17 protein-coding genes and 1 tRNA gene are annotated in these 16,467 nt (G+C 32.7%); 1 reads left to right on the forward strand and 17 read right to left on the reverse strand.

Annotation, left to right across the window (positions count from 1 at the left end; genetic code table 11):
* Positions 1–24 precede the first annotated feature (24 nt).
* The 5 genes from K1X16_RS05140 to K1X16_RS05160 form a co-directional block, all read right to left on the reverse strand.
* A complete protein-coding gene (locus K1X16_RS05140) occupies positions 25–669 on the reverse strand; it encodes a porin family protein (RefSeq protein ID WP_195870044.1) in 645 nt (214 codons plus the stop codon).
* A gap of 48 nt (positions 670–717) precedes the next feature.
* Complete coding sequence (locus K1X16_RS05145; protein WP_225035300.1) at positions 718–1,194, reverse strand: hypothetical protein; 477 nt, start codon at positions 1,192–1,194, stop codon at positions 718–720.
* Positions 1,195–1,309: 115 nt separating this feature from the next.
* Positions 1,310–2,440 carry a tetratricopeptide repeat protein gene (locus tag K1X16_RS05150; RefSeq protein ID WP_225035301.1) on the reverse strand — a complete coding sequence of 377 codons (1,131 nt, stop codon included), beginning with the start codon at positions 2,438–2,440 and terminating at the stop codon, positions 1,310–1,312.
* Between the two features lie 13 nt (positions 2,441–2,453).
* Complete coding sequence (locus tag K1X16_RS05155) at positions 2,454–4,745, reverse strand: M56 family metallopeptidase (protein WP_225035302.1); 2,292 nt, start codon at positions 4,743–4,745, stop codon at positions 2,454–2,456.
* 2 nt (positions 4,746–4,747) lie between these two features.
* On the reverse strand, positions 4,748–5,107 hold the full coding sequence (locus K1X16_RS05160) for a BlaI/MecI/CopY family transcriptional regulator (protein WP_195870048.1): 360 nt from the start codon (positions 5,105–5,107) through the stop codon (positions 4,748–4,750).
* Between the two features lie 216 nt (positions 5,108–5,323).
* Here K1X16_RS05160 and K1X16_RS05165 point away from each other — a divergent pair, with 216 nt between their 5' ends.
* Complete coding sequence (locus K1X16_RS05165) at positions 5,324–5,821, forward strand: DUF456 domain-containing protein (protein ID WP_225035303.1); 498 nt, start codon at positions 5,324–5,326, stop codon at positions 5,819–5,821.
* A gap of 236 nt (positions 5,822–6,057) precedes the next feature.
* Here K1X16_RS05165 and K1X16_RS05170 read toward each other — a convergent pair whose 3' ends face one another.
* The 12 genes from K1X16_RS05170 to ribB form a co-directional block, all read right to left on the reverse strand.
* A complete protein-coding gene (locus K1X16_RS05170) occupies positions 6,058–6,726 on the reverse strand; it encodes a response regulator (protein ID WP_195870050.1) in 669 nt (222 codons plus the stop codon).
* A 6-nt stretch (positions 6,727–6,732) separates the two neighbouring features.
* Entirely contained in the window at positions 6,733–8,730 is a 1,998-nt protein-coding gene (locus K1X16_RS05175) for a tetratricopeptide repeat-containing sensor histidine kinase (protein ID WP_225035304.1), read from the reverse strand.
* A gap of 155 nt (positions 8,731–8,885) precedes the next feature.
* Positions 8,886–9,062, reverse strand: a complete 177-nt coding sequence (locus tag K1X16_RS05180) for a hypothetical protein (RefSeq protein ID WP_195870052.1) — start codon at positions 9,060–9,062, stop codon at positions 8,886–8,888.
* A gap of 678 nt (positions 9,063–9,740) precedes the next feature.
* Positions 9,741–9,814 (reverse strand) — tRNA-Asp (locus tag K1X16_RS05185).
* 76 nt (positions 9,815–9,890) lie between these two features.
* The gene (locus tag K1X16_RS05190) at positions 9,891–10,820 is read right to left on the reverse strand and encodes a DUF58 domain-containing protein (protein WP_195870053.1); all 930 of its coding nucleotides are present in this window, start codon (positions 10,818–10,820) and stop codon (positions 9,891–9,893) included.
* Positions 10,821–10,972: 152 nt separating this feature from the next.
* The gene (gene trxA, locus K1X16_RS05195; protein WP_195870054.1) at positions 10,973–11,290 is read right to left on the reverse strand and encodes a thioredoxin; all 318 of its coding nucleotides are present in this window, start codon (positions 11,288–11,290) and stop codon (positions 10,973–10,975) included.
* Positions 11,291–11,591: 301 nt separating this feature from the next.
* On the reverse strand, positions 11,592–12,560 hold the full coding sequence (locus K1X16_RS05200) for an alpha/beta fold hydrolase (protein ID WP_225035305.1): 969 nt from the start codon (positions 12,558–12,560) through the stop codon (positions 11,592–11,594).
* Positions 12,561–12,569: 9 nt separating this feature from the next.
* Positions 12,570–13,550, reverse strand: a complete 981-nt coding sequence (locus K1X16_RS05205) for an alpha/beta fold hydrolase (protein ID WP_225035306.1) — start codon at positions 13,548–13,550, stop codon at positions 12,570–12,572.
* A gap of 106 nt (positions 13,551–13,656) precedes the next feature.
* Positions 13,657–14,403: an SDR family NAD(P)-dependent oxidoreductase gene (locus K1X16_RS05210; RefSeq protein WP_225035307.1), complete on the reverse strand. Its 747-nt coding sequence runs from the start codon at positions 14,401–14,403 to the stop codon at positions 13,657–13,659.
* A gap of 65 nt (positions 14,404–14,468) precedes the next feature.
* Complete coding sequence (locus tag K1X16_RS05215; protein ID WP_225035308.1) at positions 14,469–15,032, reverse strand: TetR/AcrR family transcriptional regulator; 564 nt, start codon at positions 15,030–15,032, stop codon at positions 14,469–14,471.
* Positions 15,033–15,170: 138 nt separating this feature from the next.
* A complete protein-coding gene (locus K1X16_RS05220) occupies positions 15,171–15,746 on the reverse strand; it encodes a Crp/Fnr family transcriptional regulator (protein ID WP_225035309.1) in 576 nt (191 codons plus the stop codon).
* Positions 15,747–16,409 (reverse strand): 3,4-dihydroxy-2-butanone-4-phosphate synthase, encoded by a 663-nt coding sequence (gene ribB, locus K1X16_RS05225; protein WP_225035310.1) that lies wholly within the window; start codon positions 16,407–16,409, stop codon positions 15,747–15,749. It lies immediately after the preceding gene.
* Between the last annotated feature and the right edge of the window lie 58 nt (positions 16,410–16,467).

Genomic DNA, 16,467 nt, shown 5'->3' on the forward strand with positions numbered 1-16,467 from the left:
GGATAAGCAAAAATTCACAGGATATTAAATCCCTAAATTCCAACCTAATATTAATTTAACAGCATTAGTATTTATGGATCCCTCATAAATTTCAGGAACTCCGCCTGTATCTATAACTCCCAAGTCATCTCTTAACTCAATGGTTAATTCGTTTTTTTCGTTAAGTGCAATAATAGTTCCTATTCCAACCGAAAGTCCAAAGTCAATTTTTTTCTGTTCCGTTTTACTAATTCTATTGTCATTAGGATAATCTGTATCTAATTTTTGATTAAATAAATAATTGACAAACACGCCTCCATTGACAAAGAATTTAGAGTTTCCAAATTCGTGTTTTAATACAATTGGTATATTGATATATTCATAGAGGTCCTCAAAATTTTCCTTTCCTGTTTCTTCTGCTTGATTATTAAAATAGGTTAATTGCTTTTTTCTAACCTTTCGCTCGTAGTTAACATTTGCTTTTATTGAGAGGTTTTCTTTGAGGTAATATTCTAAGGTAACTCCAAATAAATGTCCGATTTTAAAATTGTTGTTTTTAGCGTAGACATAGCCTCTATTACTCGGATAGTTGAGACCTGCATTAACACCAATTTTAAAATCATTTTGGGCGCTTATCTGAGACGTAAAGACGCATCCCAATGCAAGTAAAAGTAGTTTGATATTCTTCATAACTTAGAGTTGCTTAATTTAATTATTTCTTTTGCTAGCTAGATAGTTTTAATTAATCCTAACAATCACAGGCAGCTCAAAAGCTGTAGTCACTTGTTGGTTTCTTTTAATCGCTGGATATATTTTAGGAATGCCTTTTAAACTCTGACGCAGCAAACTGTCAATTTCAGGAATTTCTTGTATAGTTTCAGGGTGAATTTTAATGGAATCTACTTCTAATTGCCCTGTTTTATCAATTTTTATGTTTAAAGTAATGGTATCATTTACATCATTAGAAACCACTAAGTTTTGCGTTTCTAAATAGTGATTAACGTTATTAATTAAGGTATTCTGAAAACAGACTTTTCGTTCTATCTTTTCGGTTAAAGATTCGCAATTAATAAATGTAGGGTATGTATCTACCTCGTTCCAATTAAAGGTTTGCAGTTCTTCCTCAAGAAGTTCTTCAGGATAGACTTTCTTCTTTTCAAAATAATCACAAGAGGTTGCGATAAGTAAGATTAAAAGACAAACAATTCGATTCATTACTAGTATTCTAATAGCGAAAAGTACAATTTTTTATTCAAAAAGTGGGTAGACCACTTCGCTTTTAGAATTACGAATCCTATTAATGTGTTTATTTCAGTTTTTGTTTCAATTTTTACTCTCCTGCTAAAAATTTTTCTTCCTTTAATTCTTTTAATCTCCCCTGAGCATAACTCACAAATGGGTTCTTTTCGTTTTTCTCAATAAATTGCTCGTACAACTTTATTTTACTATCAACATCTGCGTAATATTCGTCTTTTGTTCGCAGTAAAAAAAACTCAGACATCTTATTTGAAGGATCTTCTTTTAACGATTTTTGAAACGCTTTAATAGCTTGGTCATATTTCTTCTGGCGATTAAAAATGGTTCCTAATTGTTGATATTCGTCTGAAAGGGGAAGATCTTTCATGGTTAAAGCTAGTGTGATATGTTTTTCGGCCTCTTCAAAATTCTCTAAACGTTGATAATAGTTACCAATAACAAAAATAGCATTGGCATCATATGGATTATATTTTAAAGCCTGTTGTCTATGGTAAATAGCAGCTTTGTAATCTGAATTTTGAGCATAACTTAAACTTAATTTCTCATGAATAAACTCAGACTTTTCGCCCAAATCTAAAAGTTTATTAAACCAAACCACAGCATGTGTATAATATTCTTGGTGGTAATAGGTTTGCGCTTTTAGACTTATAAGCTCTACATTATTTTTATAACTTTCTAAACCGCGATCTATATACTTATGAGCTTCCAAAAAATTTCGCTTAATGAGATGATGTTTGGCAATTTTAAAAACCGCTTTTTGATGCGTTTGATCTAAGCGAAACGTATATAAAAACTTTTGTAAAGACGTTGTATCTTTTTGCTTTTCTAAAACGACACCTAATTCGTAATAGTAATTTGGGTTTAAACTATCTGATGCGATTAAGTTTGAAAACAATTGATTTGCCTTATCGTACTTTTTAGTTCTGGATAAAAGTTTTGCGTATTCATACTGTACCAAAAGATCTTCTGGATTAGCAGTAATCGCTTTTTCGTAATTTACTAAAGCTTCACCGTAATTACCGATTGCCATATAAGCCTTTGCAATCTCATCGTAAACAGCATCTAAATTATCTAAAGCCTGATACGTTTCTATAGCTTTTGAAAAATTGCCATTATTATAAAAATCATCGGCCTCTTCTTTTAGATTTTGAGAACATAAATTAATGGTAAAAACAAAACATAAGAGCCACAGGTTTAATTTCATAATTTATATGGTTTTAGTCTACAACTTGAAAAGTAATTGGAATTGAAAATGCCACATCTACAGCTTTCCCTTCTTGTTCACCCGGAATAAACTGAGGCAATAATTTTATGACTCTAACGGCTTCTTCTTCTAATTGAGGATGTGGACCTCTAGCGACTATGTTTTTAGTGTTTCCTTCTTTATCGATTATAAATTGAACAAAAATACGTTTTCTACCTGATGATAAACCTACTGACGCGGCAATGCTAGTATCATAGTTTTTATTGATTGAACTCAATATTTTATTGTTAGTGCATTGTCTTTGTTCTTTATCATTAGAAACCGATTTACAATCTGGAAGTGTAGGTGCGACTTCTACTCGAGAAAACGGAACAAATTCTAATGGTTTCGCATTATCTTGACGGGATTTTCGTAATGCAGTTGCTAATTGCTTATGCTCTTTAATTATTTGTAAACTATCTTTTTTAGGACTACTAACCTCATCTCCTTTAACCTGAAAAACGATTGGCACAGAAAAAGGTACTACAACCAACTTCCCTTTTTGCTTCCCTGGAATAAATTGAGGTAATGTTGCGATAACACGTTTAGCTTCTTCCTCTAACATTGGGCTTGGCCCTCTGGCAACAATATCCTTAACGGCACCAAGGGTATCAATTTTAAATTGCACAAAAACGCGTTTTCTTCCTGGACTTAGATTATCTCCGACACTTGTATTGAAATTTTCACCAATGTGTTTATTAACAAAATTATTCATACAATTTTTTCGTTCGAAATTACTTTCTAAGTCTTTACACTCAGGTAGTGTAGGACTTTCTTCTACAACAGAAAATGGAACTTCTACACGTTGCACCTTGTCTTTAAGCACATGAATTTCTCGGTTTTGAGTATTTGGCGCATCTAGAATCAACGTTGTGGTATTACTAGAAATAACAAGTTTCTTAAAATAATCATCGTTTTCAAGCTGATTTACTAAATCATTAAAACGTTTTGTTTCTGCTTCTGTTTTATTACCAGCGTCTTCTACATATAGTCTTAAAATGCCATCTTGCGTATGAGATTCCCATCGTTCTTTTTCAGCTTTTGTATTTTTAAAGGCTTTAAAATCGTCATAAGTTTCAAACTTATCCATTCTCATTAAACCTAAAGTCGAAACATCTTTCTGAGATAAGGTTCCATCTTCAGATTTTCTTTGAGCAATACCATCAGAAATATATTGTCCATATGCTTTCATTTTTAAGAATTCTGTTCTACTGAGTAGATATTTCATCATACTCTTATCTGCAGGTCCTGCATAATCTGAAATTTCGAAAAACGTTGAACCACTTTTTTCCATGGCAACATATTTATCATAGTACTTTTTTATTAACTCAGCATCTGTTAATTCTTGATTAGCAACTTGCTCTTTTTGCGTTGATTTTTGCTGTGCTCTAACTTCTGTTGATGTATAGATTAACATCCCAAATACCATAGGAATTAACAGCGCGTATTTGATGAGATTGAGCTGTTTTGATTTTGATTTTTGTAACATAGCGATTCGTTTTTTGATTAATGATTTATTGAAAAATGTATTGGTAAAAGACACCTGATTAACGTCTAATACCTGATTGAGTAAACTTGTGTAGTAGTCTTTTTTTCCACTTTGTTTTACGGCTTTAGCATCGGCAATATATTCGTGTAACTCCTTTATTCTATTTTGATACAGATACACTAACGGATTGAACCAAAACACAATTCTGAGCAGTTCAAAAAACAATAAATCTACCGTGTGAAATTCTTTAATATGCACCAACTCGTGCTCATATATCGTAGGTTTTTCTGTTTCTGAAATACGTTCTCCTAAGAATATAGTGTTGAAAAATGAAAACGCAGCACTACTTTTTATTAAATGAACAATAAGCACATTCCCTTTCCAACGTTTTGGATTTTTGTATTTTAACCAAAATAATTTGGTGAGTTTTACAAGAAAAATTAAGGCTGTAAAGACAATGCCTATTACAACAATTTGTTGCCAAATAGGTGTTTGTGGCTGTTCTAAAATAATACCTGCTTGTTCGGCAATTTGTATATCGTAAACTGTTGGTGTTTTGGTTCCGATAAACACCTCTGGCAAGTGAATGACCATATCTCTAGTGGTCATTGTTTTTAACTCCGGAAACTTTAGAAATGGTAATACAAGCGCTAAAATTGAGGTTACAATTAAATACGCTCTATTATAATTAAAGAAGGTTTCGCGTTTTAAAAACAAATCGTAAATCAATAAAAACAAAGCCTGAAATGCGATAATCTGAAGAATGGAATACAACATAATTAGTCCTTTTTATTGATTTCGTTCAGTAAAGTTTCAATGTCCTTAACATCCACATCATTTTTCTGAACGAAGAAAGACACCATACTTTTAAAAGAGCCTTGAAAATAATTATCTACTAATTTATTAATAGATTGATTGCTATAAGATTCTTTAGCAACTATAGGAAAATACACATGGCCTTTTCCCTTTTTTTCATAGTCTACAAAACCTTTAGACTCTAAAATTCTTACGATTGTAGATACCGTATTATATGCAGGCTTTGGTTCTGGCAGTGTTTCAATAATTGCTTTTACATTGGCTTTTTTAAGTTGCCATAAAGCATGCATAATTTCTTCTTCGGCTTTTGTTAATTGTTTCATTTTATCCTGAACTTGTTTCAGAATCTCATTAATATATAATGAAATTCAGTTTTAATACTAATTTGAAATCCCGAAACAAATTCAGGATACGCTGTATGATATTTTCAAATCACACCGCTAATATAACTAAATTTTTAGTTCAAACTAATTTTTTAGTTAAAAAAATGTAACAATTATACTGTTATGACGTCTTATTTATGAATTGAATGTATTTATATGGAACTATTTCTAGTGCTTATTGCACTACTTTTAATGATTTTAGGAATTCTTGGTAGCTTTCTACCAGTTATACCTGGACCTCTAACAAGTTGGGCAGGTCTTTTGGTGCTTCATTTTACAGAAGGTGTAACATTGAGTCAGACGTTTTTAATCATGACGCTTATAATTGCTATTTTTATTTATGTCTTAGATTACATCATTCCAGCCATTGGTACCAAACGTTTTGGTGGTAGTAGAGCCGGAGTGATTGGCACAACTCTAGGCTTAATTGTTGGTTTGTTTTCACCTATTCCTTTTGGTATTATTATTGGCCCTTTTGTTGGTGCGCTTATTGGCGAGATGATCTATAAAAATGATTTTAACAAAGCTCTGAAAGCTGCTTTTGGGTCGTTCCTAGGGTTTATTGCTTCAACTTTTTTAAAATTTATTGTCGCTATAATTTACTTAGGCTTTTTTATTGTGAAAATTTCAGAACACAATACCTATTGGTTTTAATAGAAAAAACCTAGCTATATAACATATAACTAGGTTTTTATTCTTGCTATTAATTCAACAAATACTTAATAAGGGATTAATTAACTCTTGTTGACAATTGTAAATATATAAAACACATTTAACTTTTTACTGTGGAAAAACCGTAAACTTACTGTGGTAAAACCGTAGTTTTCATGTTTTATGGTGATTTCAAGCGTTTTATAACATCTTAAAATCGGCAATTTTCTTTATATTTTTTATAAAAATCCTTTTTCTCGCGCTTCTTTTAGTAAAGTTTCGTCATTTCCGTCTTCAACAGAAAACAAATTTTTAAGCTGTTTTTTACGTTTTTCTATGGCACTCGTAGAAATATCAAAATACTCATTTAGACTTTTAGTTTTTATGCCTTGGGATAATAAGTGCAAAATTTTTCGGTTAATATCGTCGACATAAATATCACTCGAAATTGCTTTTTTAGTATAATTACTTACTGTACTGCTATAGTATGGAGGCGATTTTAAAATCTGCTGAAAACCATCAGCTAATTCCATAGATGTTAAATCACTTTTTATAAGAAATCCTTCTGGATCGATTTCCTTTATAATATTATGTATTCTATACGTTTCATTAAACATCGTTAAAATTACAATCTTTGTTCTTGGCATTATACGCTTTGCCAATAACGCTAAATCCTCACCAGAAGCATATTTCCCATCTGCCGAACCTGGTAAGCTAATATCAAAAAAACAAACGTGATACGGGTACTTTTTTGATGCGCGTTCCATCATAGCTACTGCAGTATCGCAGTTATTTGCTGTATCAATGTATAATGTTTGATTCTCTTTTTTAGTCGCCATCAACACATTTTGATAGCCTTCAATAATTATGGGATGGTCATCTACCATTAATATTTTGATGTGGTCCATTTGAATTTAATTTGTGTAGGGAATTTTTACATTAACAGTTGTTCCTGTACCAGGCTTAGACGTAAATAGTATACTGCCTTGGATATCATCGACTCGAGAATGCATGTTTTTTAAACCAATACCTTTTCTACTTTTAGAGGTATCAAAACCAGATCCATCGTCAATAATAGCTAAGCAAATTAAGTTATTTTCTAATGAAATACTAATTTCAATGTGTTTTGCATTGGCATGTTTATATATATTTTGCATCGATTCTTGGATGATTCTAAAGCAATTTATTTTTGTTTTATTAGATATTAAATCCCAGTTAATATCGTCAGTATAATTAAATTTATGCTCTAAACCATAGGCATCACACTGTGTTTCTATTAACTCTCTAATAATGTCAATAAACCCAGAACCTGATACAAAATCAGTATTTAACTCGTGTGATATTTTCCGAATATCTTGTTCTATTGTTTGAAGCTGACTAATGTATTTTGCCCGAGTCATCATCGCCTCTTTTCCTTCTTGAAAATTAATACTATCTAAACTTAAACGTACACCAAAAAGTCCACCCAAAACACCATCGTGCAACTCCTTTGACACTCTTGTTTTTTCTTTTGCTCTAGCTTCATCTACTTTATCTTGTTGACCTAACATTAAATTATAAATGTCCTCATTAGCTTTTTGCTGAACTTGTATAAGCTTTAATTTTCTGTTTTTAGCACGTTGTGCAATGAACAAGTACGTCAATATTGCGGTAAGTAACAGACCAATTGAGAGAATAACTAAGTATAGGTTTTCTTTAGATATTTGTTTGTTTTCTGCCGCAAGCTTATCCGTTTCAAGCTCAATTCTAGCAGATTTATTTCTTACGTTTCGCTCAACGTTAAGTAGACTATCACTAACCCTTATGTATTCATTTAAATACATCTTACCTTTTTCACCTTCATTCAATTCAGACAACAATTTCATTGATTCTAAGTAAATCTCATTAGAATTAAGACGCTTGGCTAAATTGTAAGCATCTATAGCAAACGACTTTGCCTTCGCGCTTTCTCCAATACCTTTATAATATTTAGCCATGCTAATGGTGGCATAGGTTTTAGTTATAGGGTCGTCTATACTATCGCTAATGGTATAAGATCTTTCAAAAAGATGTTCAACTGTATTTTTATCGTAGGTTCCTGTTAAATAAGTGGAATATGCTAAGTTCTCTAATATTAAAGCATAAAAAGAAGGGTCTTCGATGCTTAAGTTTTTTCGTTGAGAAATGTCTTTATAAATTTTTACGGCCTCGTCATATAAACCTTGCTCTCCTTTGACATAAGCGATATTATTAAGAGAATAGATTTCGTTATTAAAATCATCGTCCATCGCTTTAGCCACATCTATTGCTTCATAATGATATTCTAAGGATTTGTCATAGTTTTTCAAAGAATTAGCCACGTTTCCAAGAAGATTGTAAAGAATCCATTTTTGGTCTAAAATATCATTAGTTTCATCAACTCCATCTAAGACTTTTAGGGCTCTTACTGCATTTTCTTCAGCTCCAAAATAATCTTTACCATCTAACTGTAAGCTAGCCAAACTACCCAAACCATAAGAGAGTAAAGTTCTTTCATTTAATTTGTCAAATATCTTTACAGCTTTACTAAAATGAGAATATGCGCTGTCTTGATATTGTGTAGATAGTGAATACGCTAAACCATAATGCGCATGTCCTAATGTTAAAGAATCTTCTAATTTTTCAGCTAAAACAATTAGTTTTCTATTAGCTACTTTATAAGCTTCTAAATCTCCTTGCCTTACGTAAAAATCTTTTACATTACTATTAGTTAAAAGGTTAATAGAGTCATTGCCTAACGACTTAGCCAACACATTTGCTTTTTCAGCATATCCAAAACGTTTGGCTTCACTTAAGTTACTATCCGAAGAATAATTGACTAATTTTTGAATACTGTCTACCAACACCTTATCACTGAGCGACTGTGAAAAACCAAGACTCGATATTAATACCAAGCAGATAGAAGTAAAGCTTTTAAAATTCAATTAATTAAACCGTTGATTAATGAAATCAAATTTAAGTTAAAATATCTTCACTTACCAAGAATATAGAAAATACAAAAAGCCCTTACGTAGTGTAAGGGCTTAAAATTAAAACTAAATTTATATCATTAACCTTTTGTAATGATTTTAAGTTTTGCTTTTCTATGTGCTAAAAGGTCGATATTAGTTGGTTTTTGAACAGATGTATTGTCTTCATCATTTACAGAAACACGATCTGATTGTACACCAGATACAGTTAATAACATAACAGCTAGTAAAGCAAAAGTAATTTTTAGGGTTTTCATATGTATTATTTTAGGGTTAAAAATTTACTATTATCAAAATCGGTAACGCTATAGCGATACACTGAGGGAAGGGAATGGATAATTAAAAATTTTTAGGCGAGGCCTAAAACGATACTAAAATTAAAACGAGGGACGTTTCTAGACATATAAATGTCTAATAGTAATGGATTAAAATTGTCCTTAATAAGTGATTTGAGAGCTTAAAAAGGACTACAAATATAAACATATTTATGTATTATCCAAATTTAACATCGATTAAGCGCTAATATTACACGACCAACTACATGTTTTTTGTTAATAACCTGTTGAAAACTCAGGCATACAGCCGAGTCTAAATGTTTGCCACACGAGTAAAACCCAGCGTTTTAAGTTGCCATTAACTTGATTAAACAGCATAAAAAAAAGGGCAACAATTTCTTATCGCACCTTTTTTTTGTTGGTTAATAGCGTTTATAAGACACAATAGTTTTAATAAAGTCACATGTGATAAATACTACATTTTGCATAAAAACAAAAAAGCATCCCAATCTTCTTATTCAGAAAGAAAGGAAAGCTTCTCATTGGAATACCAAATTACTTTGGTAAACTACTTCTCAGATTTCTCTGAGAACAACACAACGTCGTTAAATTGCTTAAAAAAAGCCTCAATTTCTTGAAGCTTCTTTTTTGCAATTTTAGCGGTCTGGACGGGACTCGAACCCGCGACCTTCGCCGTGACAGGGCGACATTCTAACCAGCTGAACTACCAGACCGTTGCTTAATTGCGAGTGCAAATATACACTGGATTTTTAATTTGACAAACAAAAAACTAAAAAAAAAGATATTATTCTAAATAAATTTTTGTCGCTCTATCATATATGTGGTGAGAATGCTGCTGAATCCAGCATTAATATCAGCCTCAACGTACTTAATTCTGTATTGACCACATTTAATTTTTAAGTCCGCAAAGTACTCTTTTACAGCTTTTTCGTAATTTTCCTTAATGTTATCTGCGTACAAATTAATGTGGTCTCCAGTTTCAACATCGATAAAACGCTTTGGTCTATTGTCAAAATCAAAAGCTTGTTCTTTTTCTTTATCAAACACATGAAATAAGACCACTTCATGCTTATTATGCTTTAAATGTCGTAAGGCTTCAAACAGTTTTTCATCATCTTCCGATGTTTGAAACATATCTGTGAAGACAAAAATCAATGATCTCCGATGAATTTTCTCTGCAATCTGATGCAAATACCTATATGTTTCTGTCGCTTTAGTTTCTGGTTTAGACACCACAGCCTCACTCAATTTATGCAATAACATTTGATGATGACGCTCACTACCCTTTTCAGGTGAATAAAAATCGTAATTATCGCTGTAAATACTCAAACCAACAGCATCGCGTTGCTTTTTAAGAATATGCATCAACGAGGCACTCGCCAAAGCCGAAAATGCCACTTTATTCAAATTATCAATAGATGTACCAGCGGTTTCTGGATAATGCATAGAACTACTATTGTCTAAAATAATATGACAACGTAAATTGGTTTCCTCATCATAGCGCTTCGTATATAAACGATCTGTTTTGGCATATAATTTCCAATCAATATGCTTGGTACTTTCTCCAGGATTATAAATTTTGTGTTCAGCAAATTCAGCCGAAAACCCATGAAAAGGACTCTTATGCATGCCAGCAATAAAGCCTTCCACGACTTGTTTTGCTAACAATTCAAGGTTTTTAAATCCACCTGCTTTATTTAATTCGTGTTGTAAATCCATAAAAAGCCCATCCTAACCTTCCCAAACGGAAGACACTTTATACTTTGTACTAATTACCTAATACTCTTTTACTTCTTTGTCCAAACTAAAAAAGGTTCACCATTTTGGCAAACCTTTTATCATTTCTTTTAGAAACTTATTTCGAATCGTGATTATAAAAGTCCGTCGATTGCGTCTGAGTATGCTTTTTTAGGTGCTACTCCAACTTGGCGACCAACAACTTCTCCACCTTGAAAAACCAAAACAGTAGGTATGTTTCTAACACCATATTTAGCAGCAAATTCTTGATTCGCATCAACATCTACTTTACCAACTATAGCTTTACCTTCGTATTCTGTACTGATTTCGTCAATGATTGGTCCAACCATACGACAAGGTCCACACCAAGCAGCCCAAAAATCAACTACTACTGGCTTATCACTCTTTAATACTGTTTCTTCAAAATTTGCATCTGTTATTTCTAATGCCATAATATTTATTTTTTTAATGTATTGTACTTCACTTTTCTTCTAACATAATTCCGTTAGAATTACAAAATTAGTCAAAATAATTGGCAAACCTTACAAAGCCTGTATATGTTTTGGTTATAGCTTTATAGAGGACTTATATGTATTGGTTTTGGGGCGCAACCCAAAGGGTCAGGCTGTCCGTTATATCTTTTTTGCTTTTAATGGCAAAAAAGGATGCCACTTCCATCCTTTGCGCAAATTCAGGATAAAGACAAGCCTTTTCCTTTAATACGAACATTAAGTACGTCTCGCATAAAGTCCTTTACTCTAAACCATTCTTAGACAAAAATTCTAAAATGAGTTTTGCAATGTCTTTAGTCTTTTCTTCTGCCGCAAAATGCCCAGCATTCAATAAGTGTAATTCCGCATCAGGTAAATCTCTTAAATAAGCCTTTGCTCCATCAGCAGTAAACTTTAAATCCTTTTTGCCCCAAACAATTAATGTTTTAGGTTGATTTTCTCTTAACATGGTTTGCCATTTTGGATAACGTATTAAATTGGTATTATAATCCTGAAACAGTTGCACCTGAATTGCCCTGTCTTTCTCGGAGCTTAGAAATGCTAGATCATGCGTCCATGCATCCGGACTTTGTATATTGATATTTGAACTGTCTAAATCAAATAAGTATTGCTTGTTAATTATCGCGTCTTTACCTGTAAGACTGTATAAGAAATCGTACTTAGCTTGTGAGGTATCGGTTTGTGCCGTTCTAAAAAAATCTTGTCGTTTAGGCGTTAAACCATCTAAATACGCATTCGCATTCTGAACAATTAAAGCCTCAATCCGTTTGGGATTTTTCATCATCATTCGGTAACCCACGGGAGCACCAAAATCTTGCATATACATGACATAATTCTTAATTTCAAGTGTATTGATTAGCTTCTCTGTATAATCCGCTAATAAATCAAACGTATACGTCGTATTACTTGGATTTAAATGCGTGCTATAACCCGAACCTAAATTATCTGGTGCAATCACATGATAATACGTTGCCAACATAGGAATAAGATGCCTATACGAATGTGAAGACGACGGGTAACCATGAAGCAATACAATTGTTGGTTTGCTTTTATCGCCTGCTTCTCTATAAAACAGTTTTACACTATCAATTTCCACATAATTATATGTCGTCGTTGGCGGTAAAAAGAATTGTTTTTTGGTGTCTTCTGAAGTATTTTGACAACCAAATAAAGACGCTATAATGACTAATATTAGTGCAAATTGTTTCATACTTTATATCTATTTATTCAGGTTTCTCATGAATATTCTCATGTTTTCAATAATAGCATCCCCTTCTTCTTCCAATGCAAAATGACCTGTGTCATAAATATTATAATCAATGTCTTTTACATCTTTTTTAAACGCTTCGGCTCCACTTTCAGGAAAAAACGCATCATTTTTCCCCCAAACTATTAATAATGGAGGTTGGTGATCTCTTAAATATTGCTGCCATTTTGGGTATAATTTCACGTTATTCTGATAATCGTAAAACAAATCTAAATTTACAGCATGTGCGTTTGGTCTAGATAACCTTAAGAAATCTAAGTTATAAGTATCCGGATCTACAGTTTCAGTATCTCTAACTCCATGAGTGTATTGCCATTTTAAACCTTCTAAAGAAAATGCAGGCAATAGCGCCGCTTCCGTTTCTTTAGTTCTATGTTTCCAAAGTGCTTTTATGCCAGCCCAAGCTTCACCTAAACCTTCTTCATAAGCATTACCGTTTTGGTTAATGATGGCTGTAATTCGTTCAGGATGCGCAGTAGCTAAACGAAATCCAATAGGAGCTCCATAATCTTGAATCATTATAGCATAAGAATTAATATTTTTTTGCTCTAAAAAGGACTCCATCGTAGTCGCAATATTATCAAATGTGTAAGTAAACGTTTCCCCGTCTGGAAAATCACTATTACCAAAACCAGGATAATCAGGAGCAATTAAATGAAACTCGTTAGATAGTTGTGCTAACACTTTTCTATATTGATACGATGATGCAGGAAAGCCATGAAGTAAAACAATAGTCGGATTTTTAGGATCACCAGCTTCTCTATAGGCAATGTTAATTCCATTAACCTCTAGGGTTTTATATTTTAATGTTGATTTTTCACTTGTTACCTTAGATGTTCTTGCTTTAGAAACACGATAGGTTTCTGATGTTACCTCCTCTTTACAAGAAAAAAACAATAAAACAAGACTTAAGATTAGGACTAAATTTTTCATAGTTTGAATTCAAATTTAAATCTCAAAATAATTTTGAGACTTATAAAACAGAAAAGCCATAACCGAAATGAGTTACGATTATGGCTTCATAATTATTTTTAGGTTTTTAATTTCTACCAGCCATAACACCTCCATCGGTATCCCAAATGGCACCTGTTACCCAAGCAGCCTTGTCTGACAATAAAAAGATAATACTATTAGCAACATCTTCCGACTCACCAAAACGACCTATTGGATGAAAACCATTAAAACCAACTAAGGCTTCTTTGGCTGCTTCTTCACCTCCAAAAACACCATGATAAACAGGCGTATTGACTAAGGCAGGAGACACGGCATTCACACGAATATTATCTTCTGCTAATTCCATTGCTAAATGCTGGGTTAGCGAATGTAAACCTGCTTTCTGCATAGAATAGGCTGTAGAAGGTGTTGCTTTTACAGCTTGTTTTGCCCACATAGAACCGACGTTTACAATAGAACCACCTTGAGTCGCTTTCATTTTTTTAGCAGCACTTTGTGTGATAAAAAAGAAGCCTCTGTTTAAATCTAAATACGAATTGTAGTCTTCCATCGTATGATCTAAAAAAGGTTTAGGACCAAAAATCCCTGAAGCGTTTACCAAATAGTCTAAGTTATCTAAACCATCAATTTTAGCGATTAAAGCATCCACGTCTGTTGTACTAGAGATATTTGCTGTGTGTTTCACTAAGTTTGGTGCGTCTGCAATTTTATCCGTGTTTCTACCTACAATATGTACGGTTGCTCCACCTTCTAATAAGGCGTTTGTAGTGGCATTACCTATGCCACTTGTTCCTCCAATGACTAAGGCTACTTTGTTTTCAAATTCTTTCATTTTATTTTTTTATTTAAGTATTAAAATTAGACAGACAAGTCTGTCTTTGTTTATTCAAATTTTTTTTAGGCTATTATTTTTTCACATAAATTTTTAGACTCCATAATAGGCCAATCCTCTTGATGCAAGTGACTTTCTCCTACGGCACTTTCGTAGAGTAAATAAATCTGTCTTGCGAGTGAATTTACTTGCGCACTTTTCACTTGTTCTAAATTATTAGCAATCAGTTTTGCTATGATGGCAATAAAATCATTTTTTTGTGATTGAATCTCATTCCGGATCATCTCATTATCTTTTGGAATTTCCGAAACGGTTTTAATACACCAACAGCCATTAAAATCTTTATCTTGATAAAACAGTTGAAGGAAATCGAATATCGCTAAAATCTGATCTTTTCCTTTTGGCTTAGACGTTGTAAACGTTTCAAAATCCCCTAGAAAATTGATGTTCTTGTGCTGAAGATACGCCAGACAAATCTCTTCCTTAGATTTAAAATGATTATATAATGTTGCCTTAGCAATTCCTGCTTCGGCAATAATTTGATTGATACCTGTAGAATTATACCCATTCTTATAAAATAAAAATGAGGCCGTTTCTGTAATTCTATGTTTTACTTCGGCATGTTTCATGATGCAAATATATAAACTATTTTTTAAAAACAGACAAGTCTGTCTATTTTTTTTATTTTAAAGACTTAGACATCTATTTAATACCTGAAAATCAAGTCCTTTAGCCCTAGAATAAATTCAATGATAAGTAGTGGGACATCAGAGTTTAGATTTAATCCTACTCAAAGTTTCTTGTGAAATATTAATATAAGATGCTACTATTTTGTTAGGTAACCGTTTAACAATATTAGGATTAACCTTAAATAACTGCTTATAGCGCTCTGAAGCATCTAGCGTGGTAAATGATAATAGTCTTTTTGAATTATTTACATAGGCTTTTTCCAAATAGACACTATAAAAATCTTTCCATTTAGGTACGATGGTCATCAGATGTCTAAAGTCATCGTGGGAAATGTATAAAAGTTCACTATTTTCGATAACCTGAATCGTTTCTTGCGCAGGTTCATTTGTTATAAAACTAACGAGTTCGGTTGCAAATTGATTTTCGAATGCAATATACCGTGTGATGTCTTTACCATGCTCATCAATATAATACAACCTTAGACAGCCTTTTTTAACAAAATAACTTACCTGACTATTTTTGCCATGAGCTAGTAAAATGTCTTTTTTATTCTTCTTAATGGTTTTAAAATAAGACAGCACGATTTTTAAATCGGCGTCCTCAATATCTATATTCTTTTTTATAAAATTAGTAAGTTCAATATCGTTTTTCATTTAGTTGTAATCTCTCACAAATTTACGATAATGAACAATATCCTGAATTGATAGAACCATCAAGTTATGTGTAAATGCAAAGTCGGTAATAGTATCCATTTTTGCCATTGTACCGTCGTCGTTCATTAATTCACACAGTACGGCCTCTGGTTTTAACCCGGCTAATTTCATTAAATCTACACTGCCTTCTGTATGTCCATTTCTTTCAAGAACCCCATTATTATTCGCTCTTAACGGAAAGATATGACCAGGTTTTGCCAAATCCCTACTTGTAGCACCCTCATGAGAAGCTACTTTGATTGTTTGCAATCTATCTTTAGCCGAAACTCCTGTTGTAACCCCTTCCTTAGCCTCGATTGAGATGGTAAAAGGCGTTTGAAAACTACTGGTATTTTCTTTTACCATATAAGGTAACTTAAGCGCATCTGCTTTTTCATTGGTTAAGCACAGACATACAATACCACTGCATTTACGAATCATAAGGGCCATTTGCTCGTTTGTCATGTGGTGCGCTGAGAATATTAAATCACCTTCGTTTTCTCTGTTTTCATCATCCATTAAGATAATGCCATTACCGTTTCCGAGGTGTTCGATAGCTTTTTCTATGCGTTCTTGAGCGTTGTTACCAAAAATTTTTAATCTATCTAATTCTGTAAGTACCATTATTTAATTCTGATTAAGTTGGGCACAAAACTAGTGTCGTCTCAAATTAAACTATTTG

Origin of the sequence: Winogradskyella sp. SM1960, from assembly GCF_020179375.1 — a bacterium.
Taxonomy (GTDB): Bacteria; Bacteroidota; Bacteroidia; order Flavobacteriales; family Flavobacteriaceae; genus Winogradskyella; species Winogradskyella marina.